The sequence below is a fragment of the Bacillus sp. 166amftsu genome (genome assembly GCF_900107445.1).
GTDB lineage: Bacteria > Bacillota > Bacilli > Bacillales > Bacillaceae_G > Bacillus_A > Bacillus_A arachidis.
Map to the genome: position 1 here is coordinate 62,688 of NZ_FNQA01000004.1, position 16,669 is coordinate 79,356.

Consider the following 16,669-nt stretch of genomic DNA (forward strand, 5'->3'; position numbering starts at 1 on the left):
TTCTTAATGTTTCATATGTGCTTGTAAAGGAAGGATCTCTTCTTGCTGAACTGTTTCTAGGTTGTCTTCTACTATGTTAGGTTCTGGATTTTTTTGAGTTAAATAATGATATACCATACCAACGAATACAGATCCACCAACAATGTTACCGATTGTAACTGGAATTAAGTTATGGATAGCACCAGCGAAAGAAATTGTATCTGGATGTGGTGATACTAAAGATAATGCAAATAATGATAAGTTTGCGATGCTATGTTCATAACCAGATAAGAAGAAAGTAAAGACAAGAAACATTATCATAAGTATTTTTGCTGTATCCCCTTTTACTTGAGAAGGGAGAAAACATGCAAGGCACACAAGCCAGTTACATAAAATCGCTTTGAAAAATAATTGCATTGTAGGTGTTCCCATTTTTCCTGCAACGACTGTACTCATCAAATGTCCATGATCGATTGATTGGAAAATACCAGTTGCATAAAATAACAATGCAAAAAATACTGCACCTACTAAGTTACCTGCATAACAAGCAACCCAATTACGAAGTGTATCGCGAATTGTTGTTTTTTTTCGTAGAGTTGAGACTGTAAAATACATTGTATTTCCTGTGAATAATTCAGCTCCACCATATATAATTAATATAAGTGCAATTCCAAAAAACATAGAAGATGTTAAATATGTTGCGGGTGAATGTACAACATTGAAGAAATTTCCTAATTTAAAACATAGTACAATAATAAAACCAATATAGACGCCAGCTAGTGCAGCACGAATGAAATATTGCATAGGATTTACATCCAACATTTGTTTCTTTTTCTGCGCAAGTTGTACAACGTAAGCTAATCCTTGTTCTAGCATAAGTAATACGCTCCTTTAGTGCATTGTCTGTAAGTACTCTTCATATGAATAAGGTACACGTATTTACGCCTAGTTTCAATAAGTTTGTTCAATGTTTCACAAAAAGGACATACCTTCTGAATGAAAGCGCTAACAAATTATAGTATAATATCATATGTTTGTAAAAATAGAGGGGGAATGGAAACTTTTTGTTTTTCAAGGATGGCCGATGGATTAGTTGTCCTCCATCTATTTTTTGGGAGTCTATTTCGTGTGAGATAAATGAAAAAGCGCTGTTGTTACAGCGCTTTTTCATCCAAATTCTTTTGTGTAGTTTGGACACTCGTATCTTTTGAGAAAAACCAACCGCCAGCTGCGATTCCGATTAATACAACCCAGAAACCTAATTTCCATGGGGTAGACTCTGGAAAACTATGTGGAATAACACCTAAAGCAGGGTGAGCTAATGTATAAACGGCTAATTTAACACCAACCCAACCAACGATTAAGAAAGCTGCAGTTTCTAAGCCAGGTTTGCGTTTTAATAATTGTACGAAAGCTGATGCTGCAAATCGCATAATGATTAAACCAATGAGCCCACCTGTAAAAATAACAAGGAATTGTCCTGTATCAAGGCTACCAATTGTACCAAGACCTGTTTTTGGTAAAGTTACCGCTAACGCAACAGCAGCTAAAATAGAGTCAACTGCAAATGCAATGTCAGCCACTTCAACTTTAAATACCGTCCACCAAAAGTTTTCTTGTTTTTTCTTTGTTTCTTTTTCTTGTGTTTCTTCATGTGTATTCTTTTTGACATACGTTTTAAATAAATGGTTACCAGCGATAAACATTAAGTAAATCGCACCGATTGCTTGCACTTGCCATACGTCGACTAAGAAAGAAATCATAAACAATGATCCAAAACGGAACACGAAAGCTCCTGCTAATCCGTAAAATAATGCTTTTTTTCGTTTTTCTTCTGGTAAATGTTTTACCATGATGGCAAGAACTAGTGCATTATCAGCAGCTAAAATTCCTTCTAGTGCAATTAAAATAAGCAATACCCAACCATACTCCAATAATAATGATACATCCATGTACATTCTCCTCTCATTTGTATAAATCCTAAACAAGTGAAGAAATTCCCCATTGTTTAGTTTCCCCATACTCCCACCTATCAACGGTAGAAGAATCTAGAAAAAATGCAAAAAAGACCTCTGCCGCTAATAGGCAAAGGTCTTGCTAGACATATGTAATGAAAATGCCAACAAAGCCGGAAGAACTAAGTTCTACGTAATGACGACTTTGTTTCCAAGAATAAGTTCTTGGACGCTACTCCCCTTTGGAGATATGCTATTATATTTTTATTATATGGATGATGTAAATGTTTGTCAACCTGTTAAAATGTCTTCGTTTGGATATTTTATCTTTTTTTGGTTTTTACGTGCAAAAGAAAATGCTAATGTTAAAGGACCCATTTTCCCAAAAAACATCATAAAAATAATAGTTATTTTCCCTATTATTGTAAGTTTTGAGGTGAGCCCCATACTCAGACCAACAGTCCCAAATGCTGAAAATACTTCAAAGGCACTCATTAAGAGAGGAACTTGTTCGGTGATACTTAAAATTAATATGGCAAAGAAAATACATGAGATTGAAATGACTACAATGGCGAGTGATTTTACAATCAAAGCATCTTTGATTGATTTTTTAAAGATGACAATGTCATCTTGCTCTTGTAAAAATTTAAGAACTCCTAATAACATAATTAAAAAGGTTGTTAATTTAATTCCTCCGCCTGTTGAAGCGCTGCCAGCTCCAATGAACATGAGTAACATCATCAATAAAAGAGATGGTTTTGTTAATTGCGCTATGTCTACAGTATTAAATCCAGCTGTGCGTGTAGAAACAGCTTGGAAATAGGCTGCTAGTCCTTCTTCAAACGGTGTAAATCCTTTCATAGAATTTGGATTATGAAATTCAAATATAAAAATTAAGATTGTAGCGGCTACATTTACAATAAGAGTAGATGAGAGCATAAGTTTTGAGTGTAATGTAAGGTTCTTAAAGTTTCGTTTTCTCTTTATATCCACTATGACTGTGAAACCGATTCCTCCTAAAATAATGAGAGAAGAAATTACTATGTTCACGAGTATACTATGAGATTGAGACATTAAATTATCAGTCCAAATAGAAAATCCGGCGTTGTTAAATGCCGAAATAGCATGAAAAAAGCTATAATATAGCCCGTAAAACAATCCGTATTTTGGAATCCATTCAAAAGCAAGAAGAAGGGTAGCAAAACATTCAACTGTAAAAGAAAATAAAAACAATGATTTCGCGAGACGGATCACTCCTCCAATGTTTGTTTGGTTTAATGCTTGTTGTAGTAAAATTCGATTTTGGAGGCCGATTTTTCTTCCGAGCATAATGGCGATTAATATGGCAAAGCTCATAATGCCAAGGCCGCCAACTTGTATGAGTGTTAAAATGACAAGTTGACCAAACAAGGTGAATACTTTTCCTGTGTCAACAACGCCGAGCCCTGTAACTGTAAACGCAGAAACAGTTGTAAATAAGGCATCTAGCCAAGAAATTGAAGTTGTAGTGGAAATAGGTAGTTTTAATAGGCATGTTCCGATAATGGATAGTGCAATAAATGATAACGTAAGTACACGGGGTGGACTCATTTTAATATTAATCCGCTTCATATCATATACCTTTCCTTTCGGCTTTCTCTTTGTAGTATGTCAAAAAGGATGAGAATGTATGTTGAAAAGGAAAAGAGGCAGAATATATCTGCCCCTAAATCAATGTTATATAGAATTATCCACGTAATTGCTGTTGTGCTAAGGAAACGAGACGTTTTGTTACTTCGCCACCAACAGATCCATTAGAACGAGATGCTGTATTAGAACCTAAACTTACACCGAATTCTTGAGCAATTTCATATTTAAATTGTTCTAATGCTTGCTCAGCACCAGGAACAAGTAATTTATTTGTTTTAACCATCAATAACACATCCTAACTTATATTCCAGTTTATTTGTTAAGGACTATTTTTCTGATACAAGCCTACTGTATAAACTGGTATCATTAGTGTATGTGTTATGTGTTTGGACATACACGGAAGTAATCGGTGCGATTAGAAGTTATTGGATATGAAAAAAGAGTAGCGTATTTGCTACTCTTTTTTCATTATGGTTGCTGTACCTTCGACAACTATGTCATTCAATTGATTATATACATTTGTTTGCAATGTAATAATTTTTTTATCATCACGTTTTTTGATCACTTCTGCGACTACGCGTAAGGTATCACCAATTTTTACGGGTGCACGAAATGATACATTTTGTGATAAATAAATTGTATTTTTCCCTGGTAACTTTGTTCCAAGAACGGTAGAGATATACCCTGAAACAAGCATGCCGTGTGCAATTCTTTCTTTAAACATTGTCGTCTTTGCAAAAGAGTCCAGAATATGAATGGGATTTACATCACCGGTCAATTTTGCAAAATTGATAATGTCTTCATCGGTAATCGTTGTTACTAATGATGCTTGATCGCCAACTTGAATCTCATCATAATGAAGCTCTGGAACAGACTGCGCTTCTTGAAATGGATTCATTTTTTCCTCCTTCTTTTCCATACCGAAAAATGTAAGCCATCTTGATGTAATGGGGGGAAGAAAGAGTTTAGTTTGTTCTGCGGTAAGCTTCCACATTTTCCTTACTTGATGGAAGTAAATAGATTTTTTGAGTTTTCCTCGAACTTTTTTACGAGTTCCAGTTGAGTAGATTTGAACTCCTCCAAAAAACCTTCTAATTGTTTTTGAACCTCATCACGTTGAAGTTGTTGTTGTTCAATGAATTGTTTTGTTGTTTCTTCAAACTGGCCGCTTGTTTGAGTAAGAATTGACAAAGATGTTTTTGTTGGGGACACAGTAAGTTGGTGAATATGATTAGAAAGTTCATTCCACTTTTCTTGCCATTCGTTAATTTGTTCATTTAAGGAGTTACCTGTGAATTGTTTCACATATTCTGTATATTGACTATTATATTGAGTAGTGAATTGTTGTAGTTCTTTTTCAAGTTCATCTACTCCTGCTGTTAATTTATGCAAAGCATCCTGCTGTTGTTTTAACGTTTCTAAAGTAAGTTGCTCTAATTGTTTCCCTGCTGAAGAGAAAAGGGAAAGAGAATGCGACCAATTTTTCCAAAATGCATCGACCAGTTCGTAAGGTTTAGTTTCCATGGTTTGACCTCCAAATATTTTTTTGCATATTGTGAACGCAGATTATTCTGCTGTACCACCAGGTGAAGATGAAGATTTTTTTTCATCCTTTTCTGGAGAAGTAGAAAATGGAAAGAATGCATTGGTGTATAACGTGAAGAATGTTCGTAGCATATTCTGATAATGCTCAAAAGAGGTCGCGCATGTTGCTAAATATTGCTCTCCATATTCTGTTAAAGAATAGATTCGTTTTGCTGGCCCTCCGTCACTTGTATCCCAAGTAGAAGAAATAAGATTTTCTTTTTCTAACTTGCGTAAGGTTCGATAAACATTACCTTGGTCAACAGAAGAAAAGCCGATGTCCATTAACATTTGAATCAGTTTGTAACCGTGAAGACTCCAGTCTTTTAGACAGAGAAGTAAGAAGGGAACTAAGAAGTTTTTTGGCATGGAGTTTGGTTGTTTCGCTTGGTTTTTTTCCCAATTTTCTTGTTGTTCTGGTTCATTATGTAGCATGATTGTGCATCACCTCATGAATCAGTTAGATGGAATTTTTTGCTTATAAGTGCAATTTACACCTATCTGTTTTTAATGTCAATACATTTGTTGGAAGATATAAAAAATAAAATACAGACTTGAAGTTTTATTCAGAATATTGGAAAATAGTGAATAGGTTGAATTGTTTCAAAAACAAATAAAGGAGTGTAGGAGAAGTGATTGATCAAAAATTCGATCCACTACAAGCATGGAAAGAAGCTTATGAACAGACCGAAACATTTTGGGGAAAAGCGCTCAATGAAACAATCAAAACAGAAGAGTATTCTGCTTGGATGGGAAGCGTTCTAGATTTGAATTTGTTTTATCAGAAGATGTTAAATGATGCAACAAAGGGATATTTAGAAAAAGTGAACATACCAACCCAAGAAGATATAGCAAGAGTAGCTACGCTTGTTATTAACTTAGAAAATAAAGTTGATAACATTGAAGAGTTTTTGGAAGAAAAAGCAGAATCCATAGGACAATCTCCTACATTAAAACGCGACGTAACAAAAGTGAAACAAGATATTCATACATTGGAAAATAAAGTAGATAAGATTTTAGAATTACTGGAAAAACAAAATGAAGTATTAGCAAATTTACAAGAACCTGTGAAAGCGCCAGTGAAACCAGAAAATAAAAAGTGATGAATAAGCGCCTTGTTTACATGTTTCAAAAAGGGAAGGGAGAATCTCTTTTTGGGACAGTATAACGGCGAAAAAATATTATACATGGGACTTTTTCATATAAGTGCCAATTTGATTCATTCATTATCGTTCACAAATTTAAAGGGGGAAAAGAAATGACTCAATTAAATGGTAAAGTAGCGATCGTAACAGGTGGAGCAAAAGGGATTGGAAAAGCGATTACAGTAGCATTAGCAAAAGAGGGAGCAAAGGTTGTTATTAACTATAATAGCAGTAAAGAAGCGGCTGAAAATCTAGTGAATGAATTAGGAACAGAAGGTCATGATGTATACGCAGTTCAGGCGGATGTTTCTAAGCTAGAAGACGCGAAGCGTCTTGTAGATGAAGCTGTGAATCATTTTGGTAAGGTAGATATTCTTGTAAATAACGCTGGTATTACAAGAGATCGTACTTTCAAGAAGTTAAACCGTGAAGACTGGGATCGTGTAATTGATGTGAACCTAAGTAGTGTATTTAATACAACGAGTGCGGCACTTCCTTACATAACAGAGTCTGAAGAAGGAAGAATCATTAGTATTTCTTCTATTATTGGACAGGCCGGTGGATTTGGTCAAACAAACTACTCAGCAGCAAAAGCTGGTATGCTAGGATTCACAAAATCATTAGCACTAGAACTTGCGAAAACAAATGTAACGGTGAATGCGATTTGCCCAGGATTCATTGATACAGAAATGGTAGCAGAAGTACCAGAAGATGTTCGCCAAAAAATCGTTTCTAAGATTCCAAAGAAACGTTTTGGACAAGCTGATGAAATTGCAAAAGGTGTTGTATACCTGTGCCGTGATGGAGCGTATATCACTGGTCAACAGTTAAATATTAACGGCGGATTATATATGTAATGAAGAAAGAGGAGAGTGCATATCCATAGCAGGAGTGCACTTCTTTCTTGAAGAAGGAAATCTATCAAAAAGGAGATAGGAAAATGACTACATTCGTAACAGAATGGGAAAAGCAATTGGAACTATACCCAGAAGAGTACCGAAAAGCATATCGTCGTTTTAAAAGAGCGAGTGAAGTTTTACTACGTGAACCAGAGCCACAAGTTGGTTTAACTCCCAAAGAGGTTATTTGGACGAAAAATAAAACGAAGCTGTATCGTTACATTCCAAAGCAGGAAAAAACACATTCTGTTCCTATTTTATTAATTTATGCGCTAATTAATAAACCATATATTATGGATTTAACACCAGGAAATAGCTTGGTAGAATATTTAGTAGATCGTGGTTTTGACGTGTATATGCTTGACTGGGGTACATTTGGGTTAGAAGACAGTCATTTGAAATTTGATGATTTCGTGTTCGATTATATTGCAAAAGCGGTTAAAAAGGTAATGAGAACTGCAAAATCGGACGAGATTTCTTTACTTGGTTATTGCATGGGTGGTACGCTAACATCCATTTATGCGGCGCTTCATCCACATATGCCGATCCGGAACTTAATTTTTATGACCAGTCCGTTTGATTTCTCTGAAACAGGATTATATGGTCCATTATTAGATGAAAAGTATTTTAACTTAGATAAAGCAGTAGATACATTCGGAAATATCCCACCAGAAATGATTGATTTTGGAAATAAAATGTTAAAGCCGATTACAAATTTTGTTGGTCCATATGTCGCTTTACTTGATCGCTCAGAAAATGAACGCTTTGTAGAAAGCTGGAAGCTCGTTCAAAAATGGGTTGGAGATGGTATCCCGTTCCCAGGCGAATCATACCGACAATGGATTCGTGATTTTTATCAAAATAATAAATTGGTTAAAGGTGAGCTCGTAATTCGGGGACAAAAAGTACAACTTGAAAATATTAAGGCAAATGTCTTAAATATTTCTGCAAAACGCGATCATATTGCGTTGCCATGTCAAGTAGAGGCGCTCTTAGACCATATTTCTAGTACAGATAAGCAATATGTGTGCTTACCGACAGGACATATGTCAATCGTATACGGTGGAACGGCTGTAAAACAAACGTATCCTACAGTTGGAGATTGGCTTGAGGAACGCTCTAATTAAAGTGGTACGCTATAGTGGATGTATGAAGTACCTTTTCGATGCATTCAATAGGAATTCCAACTAGTGTAATCTAGTTGGAATTTTTTTTTTGAAATGATGAAAAATAGGAAAAACATTCGCTTTAGGAGTATAGTGATGAAACTAACATTAGGGAAGTTGTTTTGGAATGAAGGGGTTTGTATGCCTTGTTATCCACTATTAGAAAATGATATGATATGTGATGTGTTGATTGTGGGAAGCGGTGAAACTGGTGCTCATATTGCGTATTTTTTAACATTGTTAGGTATGGATGTTGTACTCATTGATAAACGAAAAATTGCAAATGGAAGTACACTTGCGAATACAGGTCTGCTTCAATTTAGCCATGATAAGTCATTAACTTCTATGATTCATACGTTTGGCGAAGCAAAAGGAGTACGTGCGTATCAACTTTGTTATGAGGCGCTGAAAACTTTAGAACAAGTTGTTCCAAAGCTAGAGATGGATCCGTGTTTCATTCCAAAAAGTAGCTTATATTACGCAAGTCAAAATAAAGATATTTCATTTTTACAAGAAGAGTATGAAACATTAAAACGTTATGGATTTCCCGTTGATTATTTTACAGAACGTGACGTTAAGAAGCGTTATTCATTTACAAAACCAGCGGCTTTATATACATACGGGGATGCAGAAGTGAACCCTTATATATTAACGCAAGGTCTTATACATAAAGCAAATCAACTAGGGGCTTCTATTTTTAAAGATACAGAGCTTATGCATATTAAGCCTGTTGAAAAAGATTTAGTTTCCTATACAAAAACAGGTAAGAAAATTATAGCGAAAGCAGTAATTATGGCTACGGGATATGAAACATTATTTGGGAAAAAAGAAGCAAATACAACAGTAGAAACAACATATGCAATTGTTACAAATAAACAAGAGCATTTTAATGGGTGGCATGAACAATCCTTAATTTGGGAAACGGCTCGTCCGTATTTATATTTTCGCACGTATAAGAATCGAATTATTGCAGGCGGATTAGATGAACCGATGCTATTTCAGAAGTTTGGTGATACGAAGTTATTGCATAAACGAGAATTACTTACTAAAATTATACAAGAGATGTTTCCAAATCTTTCAAATGTAAGAGCTGAATATTATTGGGCTGCTGCATTCGGGGGAAGTCATGATGGCCTTCCCATTTTTAAAGAAGATGGAAAAATCTCCAATCTATATTATGCATTACCGTATGGGGGAAATGGGACTGTATATGGAATGGTATTCGCAAAACTATTTCAGCAGTTATTTACAAAGAAAGAAAATGGTGATTTTTCTTTGTTTAATCGATAAAAAAGGTAGCGAAGTGATGGAATGAGAGATATAAAGAAATTTTTGCAAAAATTGCGTCCGGTACAGCTTATCGTTTTATTTTATTTTATAGCCGTAATTGTTTCGGTAATTTTATTAAGTTTACCATTTTTCATTAAACCAGGTGTAAAGTGGACGTTTATAGATGCTTTATTTACATCTGTTAGTGCTGTAAGCGTTACAGGACTTTCCGTCGTTTCTATTCCAGATACGTTTAATACAGCGGGCATTATCGCCTTGGCTCTTGTGTTACAATTAGGCGGTTTAGGAATTATGGCACTTGGTACATTTGTTTGGATGTTAACAGGTAAGAAAATAGGTTTGCAGCGAAGACGATTAATTATGGCAGATCATAACCAAGGGAATTTATCAGGGCTTGTTGAACTTATGCGGTCTATTTTAATTTTGATTGTTTCAATAGAAGTGATTGGGGCACTCCTCTTAGGTACAAGGTTTTTACTCTATTTTCCAACCTGGCAGGAAGCGTATTTTCATGGTTTTTTTGCCGCTGTTAGCGCGACGACGAATGGCGGATTTGATTTAACAGGTCAGTCGCTTATTCCATATAAAAATGACTATATTGTACAAATTATTCATATGCTGCTTATTATTTTAGGAGCAATTGGATTTCCTGTGCTAATGGAAGTAAAACAGTATTTGAGTAAGGAAAAACATCAATTGTTTCGTTTTTCATTATTTACAAAGCTAACTACCACAACATTTTTTTCGCTTGTTATTGTTGGAACAATCGTTATTTTTTTATTGGAACGAAATCAATTTTTAGTAGGGAAGTCTTGGCATGAAACGGTGTTTTATACACTGTTTCAATCCGTTACAACGAGAAGTGGCGGATTAGCAACAATGGATATACGGGACTTGTCACAGCCGACACTTTTATTTATGAGTGTTTTAATGTTTATCGGTGCTTCTCCAAGTTCAGTTGGGGGAGGGATACGTACGACAACGTTTGCTGTGAATATGCTTTCCTTATATACGTTCGCGAAAGGTGATAGAACGGTACGCATTTTTAAACGACAATTGCATGAGGAAGACGTTTTAAAAGCGTCCGTTGTTATGACTATGGGGATTTTATTATGTGCTTCGGCGTTATTTATTTTGTCTATGACTGAAAATGTACCATTTATGAGTTTAATTGTTGAAGTGTGCTCTGCATTTGGAACGACTGGATTATCAACAGGCATAACTTCTGATTTAACAACGGTCGGAAAACTTGTGTTAATTGTTCTTATGTTTATTGGTCGTGTTGGTATTTTAACATTTATTTTAGCCAGTGGTGGAAGGGAACAACCGCCTCGCTATAAATATCCGAAAGAGAGAATTATTATTGGATAACATGAAACCATTCTACCTATGAGGGTAGAATGGTTTTTTAATCGTTAATGCCAAATTGAGGATGCATAAATGAATCTTCGGTTCTGTCTGTTTCGTTCTGTAACAAGTCTTGATTTTCTTCTGAAATCCATCCGATATCATTTGTGGGATGAATCCATTCCTTACCAGCCATAATGGCCGGATCAACTTCATCGCTCCAATTATTAAGTGGGCTATTTTTAGAATTGTATTTACTGTCTCCAATTACAACATCATATTGATTAATAAAGGGTTGTTGCATTTGTTTTCCAGTTCCTTTAAAGGATGGAAAATTCATTTGGTGCGGAAGTGTCTCATCTAAAATGGGCGAATCAATGTGTTGTTTTTTCTTCAAAATAATCGTTCCTTTTTTATTATAGTAGGCGATATAAATTCCCTGTTCAAGTATAGTGTTTCCCTATATAAGTTACTTTGTACTTGTTAACACTTCCCATCAATAATTTTTGAAAGTTTTCTCAAACTAAGATAGAAAGTGATAGGTCATTACAGTGAAGGAAGGTATTGTTGATGGTAAAGCGAAAAGTAAAACAACATGCAGCAATGAATCATAATAAAACTCCAAAAGAAAGTCTGCCAGACGCAGAATTTGCGGTAGAATATGAAAATGAAAACCCAGCGAAATATGCAAATCGTAATTCGAAAAAAAGTAAGCAAAAATGAGGCGTTTTTTACAAACGCCTCATTTTTTTGTGGGATTTTTAATCTTTTTTTAATTTCTTGTAAATTTTATGTTTTTTATTAGCAGAAAAATTTGAAAAAACATTGAAGTAGCAACGCATTACACAAAAATAAACAACAAACAAAAGATTAATGTTGGTTTAATACTGCTTTTACACTGGGTGTTTATATTGAAGTTGTACATAAGAAAAATAAAAGGAGAGAGAAACAGTGAAGAAGTTTTCCGAAATTCAAAAATCATTTTGATGAGTTAGAAAAACGAGGCATCCGTATTTACGAAGAGATTTGTCTAGTAGAAGAAAACTATGATTTTGTATAAATGAAACTTTCATTTGTCAATTCCTATATGCATTCCATTCCAAAATCTTGAGCTGGGATTTGGTTACCTATATAAGCGAGATAAATGAGGTGAAATTATGTCTGTTGTTGGAGAAGAGAGAAAGCGTAGTATTCTTGAAAAAGTAGAGTTTAAGGGAAAAGTGAAGGTTTCAGAGTTAGCAAGTGAGTTCTCCGTATCAACGGAAACCATTCGAAGATATTTAGAAGAGCTTGATCGGGAAAAGAAATTGAAGAAAGTATATGGGGGAGCGGTCCAACTTCCAGGAGCTGGTATCGAACCACCTATGCTAGAAAGAGAAATGCTACATATTGAAGAAAAGAAAAGAATCGGCTATAAAGCAGCAACTTTTGTAGAAGATGGTGATGTAATTGTTATCGATGATGGAAGTACGCCACTCCAAATGGTTCCTTATCTCGTTCATCGGAAAAACTTAACTGTCGTGACGAGCTCATTTCCTGTTGCAACTCAATTAATTTCTTCTATAAATAAAAAAATGTTTGATGGTGAAGTATTGTTTATTGGAGGAAAGGTGTCTCCAAAACATTGTCGTGTATCAGGTTCTATTTCGCAGCAAGTCATTCGTCAGTTTCATTTTCATAAGGCATTTATTTCAAGTGATGGATTGTTACCTGGCTTTGGGGTCTCGAGTTTTGAATTGGAAAAAGCTAAGTTATCAGAAGCGATGATTCAATTAGCGGAGAAGACATTTATTTTATGTGATCATACAAAACTTGGGGTAAAAGGAAATTATCGAATTGCTGGTTTGTCTAATATAGAGCACATAATTTGCGATAAAAAAATGCCGCATAGTTTTGAAGAATTTATTACAAAAAATAATATTTGTTGGACGATTAGTTAAATATAGGTTTGTCGTTCTAGAAGGGTATATAAAGTGAAACTTTAATCAGTGGGAGTTTTCTTCATCCCCACCGATTATTAACACGACCAATCGAGCTCTTCCTGTCCATTCATGCGGGATAAATTCAAATTAAAAAACTGATATCCCTCCTTCTTTTAGGTGTGAGAGAGGGTTCAGCTATGCATAGAAGCGTTTTTTAGCCCCATGCCAGGTGAGCGATCACTTTTTTGTTCTTCATAGCAGTGACTTATATGTTGAAGAAGCAAAATGGATGTATATAGTTGTGAAAGAGAATTGAAAAAGTTTTGTATCAGTGCAAAAAATGGACACATTTTTCAATTTCCTTCATATAATTTACCAATAGAAAGAAAGTTGACTGAAGGAAAGAAGGGGAAGAGGTGTCGGAACGTTTGCATAATAAACTTATATTGTATGCGAATATATTACAAAAGCTCGGCGTTATTACTGAACGGGAAAAGAGTGAGATGCTTCAAATAGTGAACAAAAAAGCTCTGTGAAAGAGCTTTTTTGTCGTGTAATCTGCGCCTAATTTTCAAGTGGAATGGAGAAATCATATTGACAAAAAGAGTTTCTCATGTGATAATTCAATTAAATTTTTGGAATAATCAAAAAATACTTTTTACATAGAAGTGGTTGAACCACTAAAGTGATATTCTCATGGGGGTGACGAAATGTTATTTTTTTTAAAGAAGTGGAAAGAGTTGAGAGATGTAAAAATGGAATTAGCTCTTCGTGATTGGTTTTATGGTACAAAAATTAGTTTATCTATGCGGACATCACAAGAACCGTTAACATTTTTAGTAAATATTGAAGGAAGAGATAAAGGGTTATTTGCAGAAGAAGATTTTATTGTAGTAAATAGTATGTGCGAGCCTGTATTTGCAAATGATGAAAAACCAGCAGTTGAATCGTTTATGCATGCGGATATTTATAAAAAAGGTAATGCGGAGTGTATTTTGCAAGTGCAAACTGTAGATAGTCATTTAATGTCAGAGCTATATGGAAAAGACGGAGAAGTGACATTTGAAAAACGTACTGTAGAACGTGTTTTTGGAAAAGAAGGAATTAAAGAGATTACAATTCCAATTGTAGAAAATGAAAAGAAGTTTGCTGATTTATTAGAGAATCATGTCCCTAATTTTATAGAAGGTGGCGGTGCTGTACTTGTTCATAACTATGGAATGCTTGTATGGGGAAACTCACCAGAAGAGACGAAAAAGTGGCTAGAGGGGTTAGAGTATTTAATGAATTATCATGTGAAATTATTGATGATTAAAGGAAATAAGAGTTCAGTTATATAAAAAGAACAATTCGTTACGCGAAAACCTATAAATGAAAGCGTTTTAAAAATTAATTTCACTCATAAAATATGGGTCTCCTTATTATATATAGATTACATGTCGTCATGTGAGGAGGAACGTATTTTGCGAGTTAAATATCATTTTCTGCTGAAACAACAGGTGACATTTTGTAAGGAAAATGATTCAGGGGAACAGGCGTTAAACATTATGAACGAGCAGGGATATAGAGCGATTCCTGTGCTTGCAGAAGATGAGAAGGAATTTAAAGGAATCATTTATAAAGTAGATATTTTAGAACGTAAATGTAATGAAGGATTAGACGATATATATGTGAAAGATATCGTGGAAAATAAATCTGCATTTATTTTTGAAAGGGATTCTTTTTTTCGAGCTTTTTATGTAATTAGGCGTCTTCCATTTTTAGCTGTATTGAATGAGTACAATGAATTTGTTGGCATTTTAACACATTCTAATATATTTGATGTCATTGAAGATTCATTTGGGATGCAAACAGGCGGTTATATAATAACAATCGCGACGCAAGATTGTAAGGGGACAATTAAGGAGTTAGGAACGCTCTTCAAGTCTTATCATATTGGTGGGTTATTTACATTAGACAATGGTGATCGATATATACGCCGTGTAATTGTAAATATTACAGACGATTTAAGCGACAAAGCACTAGAAACATTAATTGCAAAAATAGAGAAAAAAGGATTTCGCGTTAGTCATGTCGATTGTATATAAGATTTATGACACATGGAGGTCAGAGCAGTATGAAAAATAGAGAGCAGCTATATAGCTGCTCTCTATTTTTGTTTGGAAACAGGTGGTGGTGAGAGTACAAGGTCGGATAAGAAAATAAAGTCTGCATGTTCACGTACTTTTGGAATGAAGGATTCAATAACACGAGAAGTAATTTCCCCGGGAGGACCGACATGTCCAATTGCAACTACTACGGGTTTTTCTTTAATTCTTTGTATAAGTAACTGTGCTTGTTTTGTAATGTGAGATGCTGTATAAACATCATCAAAGAATAGTTGATTTTCTACAATAGGAACGCCTAATTCTTTACCGATTTTTGGTACTACGCTATTAGGATTGGTTTTACTATCCAAATAAAAAAGTCCGTGCTTTTTACATACTGATAGTATGATTCGCATGATTCGTTCATCAGCTGTTACTTTAGAGCCCATATGATTGTTCATCCCAATTGCATGTGGTATTTCCTTGATTGCTTGTTCAATCCGATTTTCAATTTCACGATCACTTAAATTAGTTGTAATGGCATTAGGGCCGAGCCATTCTTTCTTTCCTTTGATAGGCTCCATTGGCATATGAATAATAACTTCATGTCCTTTTTGGTGTGCGGCTACCGCATCTTGTTTTGAAGATGGAAGAAAAGGCATAACGGCTACAGTAAGTGGTATGGGAAGTGATAGCATTCTTTCCGTTCCCTTCATATTATTTCCAAAGTCATCGATGACAATGGCAACTTTATTAGTATGAGCATATGTTTGAAGAGGAAATATGACAATAGATAATGAAATGAAAAAAATAATGATTTGTTTGCGCATATAAGAAATTCCTTTCTGATTGAGTGATTTGTTATAAATAAAGCTCCATTAGGTTTCTAGTTAGTGAAACCTGCATGAATTGGCAGTAAAAGCTCCATTAGTAAGGGTTAATCATCGGCGGAGGATGAAGAAAATCTCACTGATTAAAGTTTCACTTTATTGTTTTCTAATAAAATAAGGTTGCTGTTTTATTTGTGAAGATGGGAACGCAAATCTATAATTATGATTTGCGTTTTCTATATAAATTAAACGAGAAAAATGTCGAAGTAATGTGAAATAAAAATTTAAAAGTCGAGTTTATCTGCTGATTATAAAAAATAACATGAAAAAAATGTCTATTATTGCGAATGTATTTACAAAGATAGAATAATTTGTAATAATTCTCAAAGTGAGGATAAAGATTTGTAAATTACAGGGAGAAAATGTTAAAATTTCTGAGTATTCCAATTCAAATGCAATATACATTTGTAGATTAAATGCATGGAGTAAAAATGAAGTAGAGAGTATGGAAGAATAATGAGGGGGATATGGATGTTTACAGCAAAACGGAAGTACACAATGGAAAAACTTTCGCGTGATATTCGTATGAAACGTGAAGAAATGATTCATTTAGGTTTAACAAACGGATTAAACAGTACCGAAACAATTCAAGTGAGTCAAGAATTGGACAAGCTTATTTTGCAGTATCAACGCTATAAAGAACAACAAACACCAAGATGGTTAACATTTATGAAGATACCCTTTTTTCAAATAGAATATGAAGGGAAATCAAGTGCTTTTTGGAGAATGTTTGTGACTGCTTTTATGAAATAAACATAATTACCCTCTGTAGAGAA

The 16,669-nt window shown here is 34.6% G+C and carries 19 protein-coding genes and 1 riboswitch; of the genes, 10 read left to right on the top strand and 9 right to left on the bottom strand.

Going from position 1 to position 16,669, the window contains the following annotated elements; translation table 11 throughout:
• Positions 1-3: 3 nt before the first annotated feature.
• The 7 genes from BLV40_RS13410 to phaQ all read right to left on the bottom strand — a co-directional run bounded on the left by BLV40_RS13410 (position 4) and on the right by phaQ (position 5,582).
• Positions 4-855, bottom strand: coding sequence for a formate/nitrite transporter family protein (locus tag BLV40_RS13410; protein WP_090690862.1), 852 nt, complete (start codon positions 853-855; stop codon positions 4-6).
• 278 nt (positions 856-1,133) lie between these two features.
• Entirely contained in the window at positions 1,134-1,931 is a 798-nt protein-coding gene (locus tag BLV40_RS13415) for a TerC family protein (RefSeq protein WP_026591384.1), read from the bottom strand.
• A gap of 82 nt (positions 1,932-2,013) precedes the next feature.
• A riboswitch (yybP-ykoY riboswitch) is annotated at positions 2,014-2,187 on the bottom strand.
• Positions 2,188-2,225: 38 nt separating this feature from the next.
• A complete protein-coding gene (locus BLV40_RS13420; protein WP_026591383.1) occupies positions 2,226-3,545 on the bottom strand; it encodes a TrkH family potassium uptake protein in 1,320 nt (439 codons plus the stop codon).
• 115 nt (positions 3,546-3,660) lie between these two features.
• A complete protein-coding gene (locus tag BLV40_RS13425; protein ID WP_000241213.1) occupies positions 3,661-3,846 on the bottom strand; it encodes an alpha/beta-type small acid-soluble spore protein in 186 nt (61 codons plus the stop codon).
• Positions 3,847-4,017: 171 nt separating this feature from the next.
• The gene (locus BLV40_RS13430; protein ID WP_026591382.1) at positions 4,018-4,461 is read right to left on the bottom strand and encodes a MaoC family dehydratase; all 444 of its coding nucleotides are present in this window, start codon (positions 4,459-4,461) and stop codon (positions 4,018-4,020) included.
• Positions 4,462-4,562: 101 nt separating this feature from the next.
• A complete protein-coding gene (phaP, locus tag BLV40_RS13435) occupies positions 4,563-5,087 on the bottom strand; it encodes a polyhydroxyalkanoic acid inclusion protein PhaP (RefSeq protein WP_026591381.1) in 525 nt (174 codons plus the stop codon).
• Positions 5,088-5,129: 42 nt separating this feature from the next.
• Positions 5,130-5,582: a poly-beta-hydroxybutyrate-responsive repressor gene (gene phaQ / locus BLV40_RS13440; protein WP_090690865.1), complete on the bottom strand. Its 453-nt coding sequence runs from the start codon at positions 5,580-5,582 to the stop codon at positions 5,130-5,132.
• Positions 5,583-5,779: 197 nt separating this feature from the next.
• Here phaQ and phaR point away from each other — a divergent pair, with 197 nt between their 5' ends.
• The 5 genes from phaR (at position 5,780) to BLV40_RS13465 (ending at position 11,018) form a co-directional block, all read left to right on the top strand.
• Positions 5,780-6,250 (top strand): polyhydroxyalkanoic acid synthase subunit PhaR, encoded by a 471-nt coding sequence (phaR, locus tag BLV40_RS13445; RefSeq protein ID WP_090690868.1) that lies wholly within the window; start codon positions 5,780-5,782, stop codon positions 6,248-6,250.
• A gap of 155 nt (positions 6,251-6,405) precedes the next feature.
• On the top strand, positions 6,406-7,149 hold the full coding sequence (locus tag BLV40_RS13450; RefSeq protein ID WP_017152700.1) for an acetoacetyl-CoA reductase: 744 nt from the start codon (positions 6,406-6,408) through the stop codon (positions 7,147-7,149).
• A gap of 83 nt (positions 7,150-7,232) precedes the next feature.
• Positions 7,233-8,318, top strand: a complete 1,086-nt coding sequence (gene phaC, locus BLV40_RS13455; protein ID WP_026591377.1) for a class III poly(R)-hydroxyalkanoic acid synthase subunit PhaC — start codon at positions 7,233-7,235, stop codon at positions 8,316-8,318.
• A 135-nt stretch (positions 8,319-8,453) separates the two neighbouring features.
• A complete protein-coding gene (locus BLV40_RS13460; RefSeq protein WP_090690870.1) occupies positions 8,454-9,647 on the top strand; it encodes an NAD(P)/FAD-dependent oxidoreductase in 1,194 nt (397 codons plus the stop codon).
• 21 nt (positions 9,648-9,668) lie between these two features.
• The gene (locus tag BLV40_RS13465; RefSeq protein ID WP_026591375.1) at positions 9,669-11,018 is read left to right on the top strand and encodes a TrkH family potassium uptake protein; all 1,350 of its coding nucleotides are present in this window, start codon (positions 9,669-9,671) and stop codon (positions 11,016-11,018) included.
• Between the two features lie 37 nt (positions 11,019-11,055).
• On the opposite strand, the gene BLV40_RS13470 is transcribed toward BLV40_RS13465, so the two are convergent.
• The gene (locus BLV40_RS13470; protein WP_139265530.1) at positions 11,056-11,391 is read right to left on the bottom strand and encodes a DUF3905 domain-containing protein; all 336 of its coding nucleotides are present in this window, start codon (positions 11,389-11,391) and stop codon (positions 11,056-11,058) included.
• A 173-nt stretch (positions 11,392-11,564) separates the two neighbouring features.
• Here BLV40_RS13470 and BLV40_RS28605 point away from each other — a divergent pair, with 173 nt between their 5' ends.
• The 4 genes from BLV40_RS28605 (at position 11,565) to cbpA (ending at position 15,003) form a co-directional block, all read left to right on the top strand.
• Complete coding sequence (locus BLV40_RS28605) at positions 11,565-11,717, top strand: hypothetical protein (protein WP_026591373.1); 153 nt, start codon at positions 11,565-11,567, stop codon at positions 11,715-11,717.
• Positions 11,718-12,151: 434 nt separating this feature from the next.
• The gene (locus BLV40_RS13480) at positions 12,152-12,934 is read left to right on the top strand and encodes a DeoR/GlpR family DNA-binding transcription regulator (RefSeq protein ID WP_090690876.1); all 783 of its coding nucleotides are present in this window, start codon (positions 12,152-12,154) and stop codon (positions 12,932-12,934) included.
• Between the two features lie 692 nt (positions 12,935-13,626).
• Positions 13,627-14,256: a class II aldolase/adducin family protein gene (locus tag BLV40_RS13485; RefSeq protein ID WP_026591371.1), complete on the top strand. Its 630-nt coding sequence runs from the start codon at positions 13,627-13,629 to the stop codon at positions 14,254-14,256.
• A 123-nt stretch (positions 14,257-14,379) separates the two neighbouring features.
• Positions 14,380-15,003 carry a cyclic di-AMP binding protein CbpA gene (gene cbpA, locus BLV40_RS13490; protein WP_026591370.1) on the top strand — a complete coding sequence of 208 codons (624 nt, stop codon included), beginning with the start codon at positions 14,380-14,382 and terminating at the stop codon, positions 15,001-15,003.
• A gap of 62 nt (positions 15,004-15,065) precedes the next feature.
• On the opposite strand, the gene BLV40_RS13495 is transcribed toward cbpA, so the two are convergent.
• Positions 15,066-15,833 carry a divergent polysaccharide deacetylase family protein gene (locus BLV40_RS13495; protein WP_090690880.1) on the bottom strand — a complete coding sequence of 256 codons (768 nt, stop codon included), beginning with the start codon at positions 15,831-15,833 and terminating at the stop codon, positions 15,066-15,068.
• A 531-nt stretch (positions 15,834-16,364) separates the two neighbouring features.
• Between BLV40_RS13495 and BLV40_RS13500 the strand changes: the two genes are divergently transcribed.
• The gene (locus tag BLV40_RS13500) at positions 16,365-16,646 is read left to right on the top strand and encodes an aspartyl-phosphate phosphatase Spo0E family protein (RefSeq protein WP_026591368.1); all 282 of its coding nucleotides are present in this window, start codon (positions 16,365-16,367) and stop codon (positions 16,644-16,646) included.
• Positions 16,647-16,669 lie beyond the last annotated feature (23 nt).

What these genes read in the sequence shown, in the direction of transcription:
- BLV40_RS13410 (WP_090690862.1), bottom strand. Translation starts at nt 855, where the DNA reads ATGCTAGAACAAGGATTAGCTTACGTTGTACAACTTGCGCAGAAAAAG.
- BLV40_RS13415 (WP_026591384.1), bottom strand. Translation starts at nt 1,931, where the DNA reads ATGGATGTATCATTATTATTGGAGTATGGTTGGGTATTGCTTATTTTA.
- BLV40_RS13420 (WP_026591383.1), bottom strand. Translation starts at nt 3,545, where the DNA reads ATGAAGCGGATTAATATTAAAATGAGTCCACCCCGTGTACTTACGTTA.
- BLV40_RS13425 (WP_000241213.1), bottom strand. Translation starts at nt 3,846, where the DNA reads ATGGTTAAAACAAATAAATTACTTGTTCCTGGTGCTGAGCAAGCATTA.
- BLV40_RS13430 (WP_026591382.1), bottom strand. Translation starts at nt 4,461, where the DNA reads ATGAATCCATTTCAAGAAGCGCAGTCTGTTCCAGAGCTTCATTATGAT.
- phaP (WP_026591381.1), bottom strand. Translation starts at nt 5,087, where the DNA reads ATGGAAACTAAACCTTACGAACTGGTCGATGCATTTTGGAAAAATTGG.
- phaQ (WP_090690865.1), bottom strand. Translation starts at nt 5,582, where the DNA reads ATGCTACATAATGAACCAGAACAACAAGAAAATTGGGAAAAAAACCAA.
- BLV40_RS13450 (WP_017152700.1), top strand. Translation starts at nt 6,406, where the DNA reads ATGACTCAATTAAATGGTAAAGTAGCGATCGTAACAGGTGGAGCAAAA.
- phaC (WP_026591377.1), top strand. Translation starts at nt 7,233, where the DNA reads ATGACTACATTCGTAACAGAATGGGAAAAGCAATTGGAACTATACCCA.
- BLV40_RS13460 (WP_090690870.1), top strand. Translation starts at nt 8,454, where the DNA reads ATGAAACTAACATTAGGGAAGTTGTTTTGGAATGAAGGGGTTTGTATG.
- BLV40_RS13465 (WP_026591375.1), top strand. Translation starts at nt 9,669, where the DNA reads ATGAGAGATATAAAGAAATTTTTGCAAAAATTGCGTCCGGTACAGCTT.
- BLV40_RS28605 (WP_026591373.1), top strand. Translation starts at nt 11,565, where the DNA reads ATGGTAAAGCGAAAAGTAAAACAACATGCAGCAATGAATCATAATAAA.
- BLV40_RS13480 (WP_090690876.1), top strand. Translation starts at nt 12,152, where the DNA reads ATGTCTGTTGTTGGAGAAGAGAGAAAGCGTAGTATTCTTGAAAAAGTA.
- BLV40_RS13485 (WP_026591371.1), top strand. Translation starts at nt 13,627, where the DNA reads ATGTTATTTTTTTTAAAGAAGTGGAAAGAGTTGAGAGATGTAAAAATG.
- BLV40_RS13495 (WP_090690880.1), bottom strand. Translation starts at nt 15,833, where the DNA reads ATGCGCAAACAAATCATTATTTTTTTCATTTCATTATCTATTGTCATA.
- BLV40_RS13500 (WP_026591368.1), top strand. Translation starts at nt 16,365, where the DNA reads ATGTTTACAGCAAAACGGAAGTACACAATGGAAAAACTTTCGCGTGAT.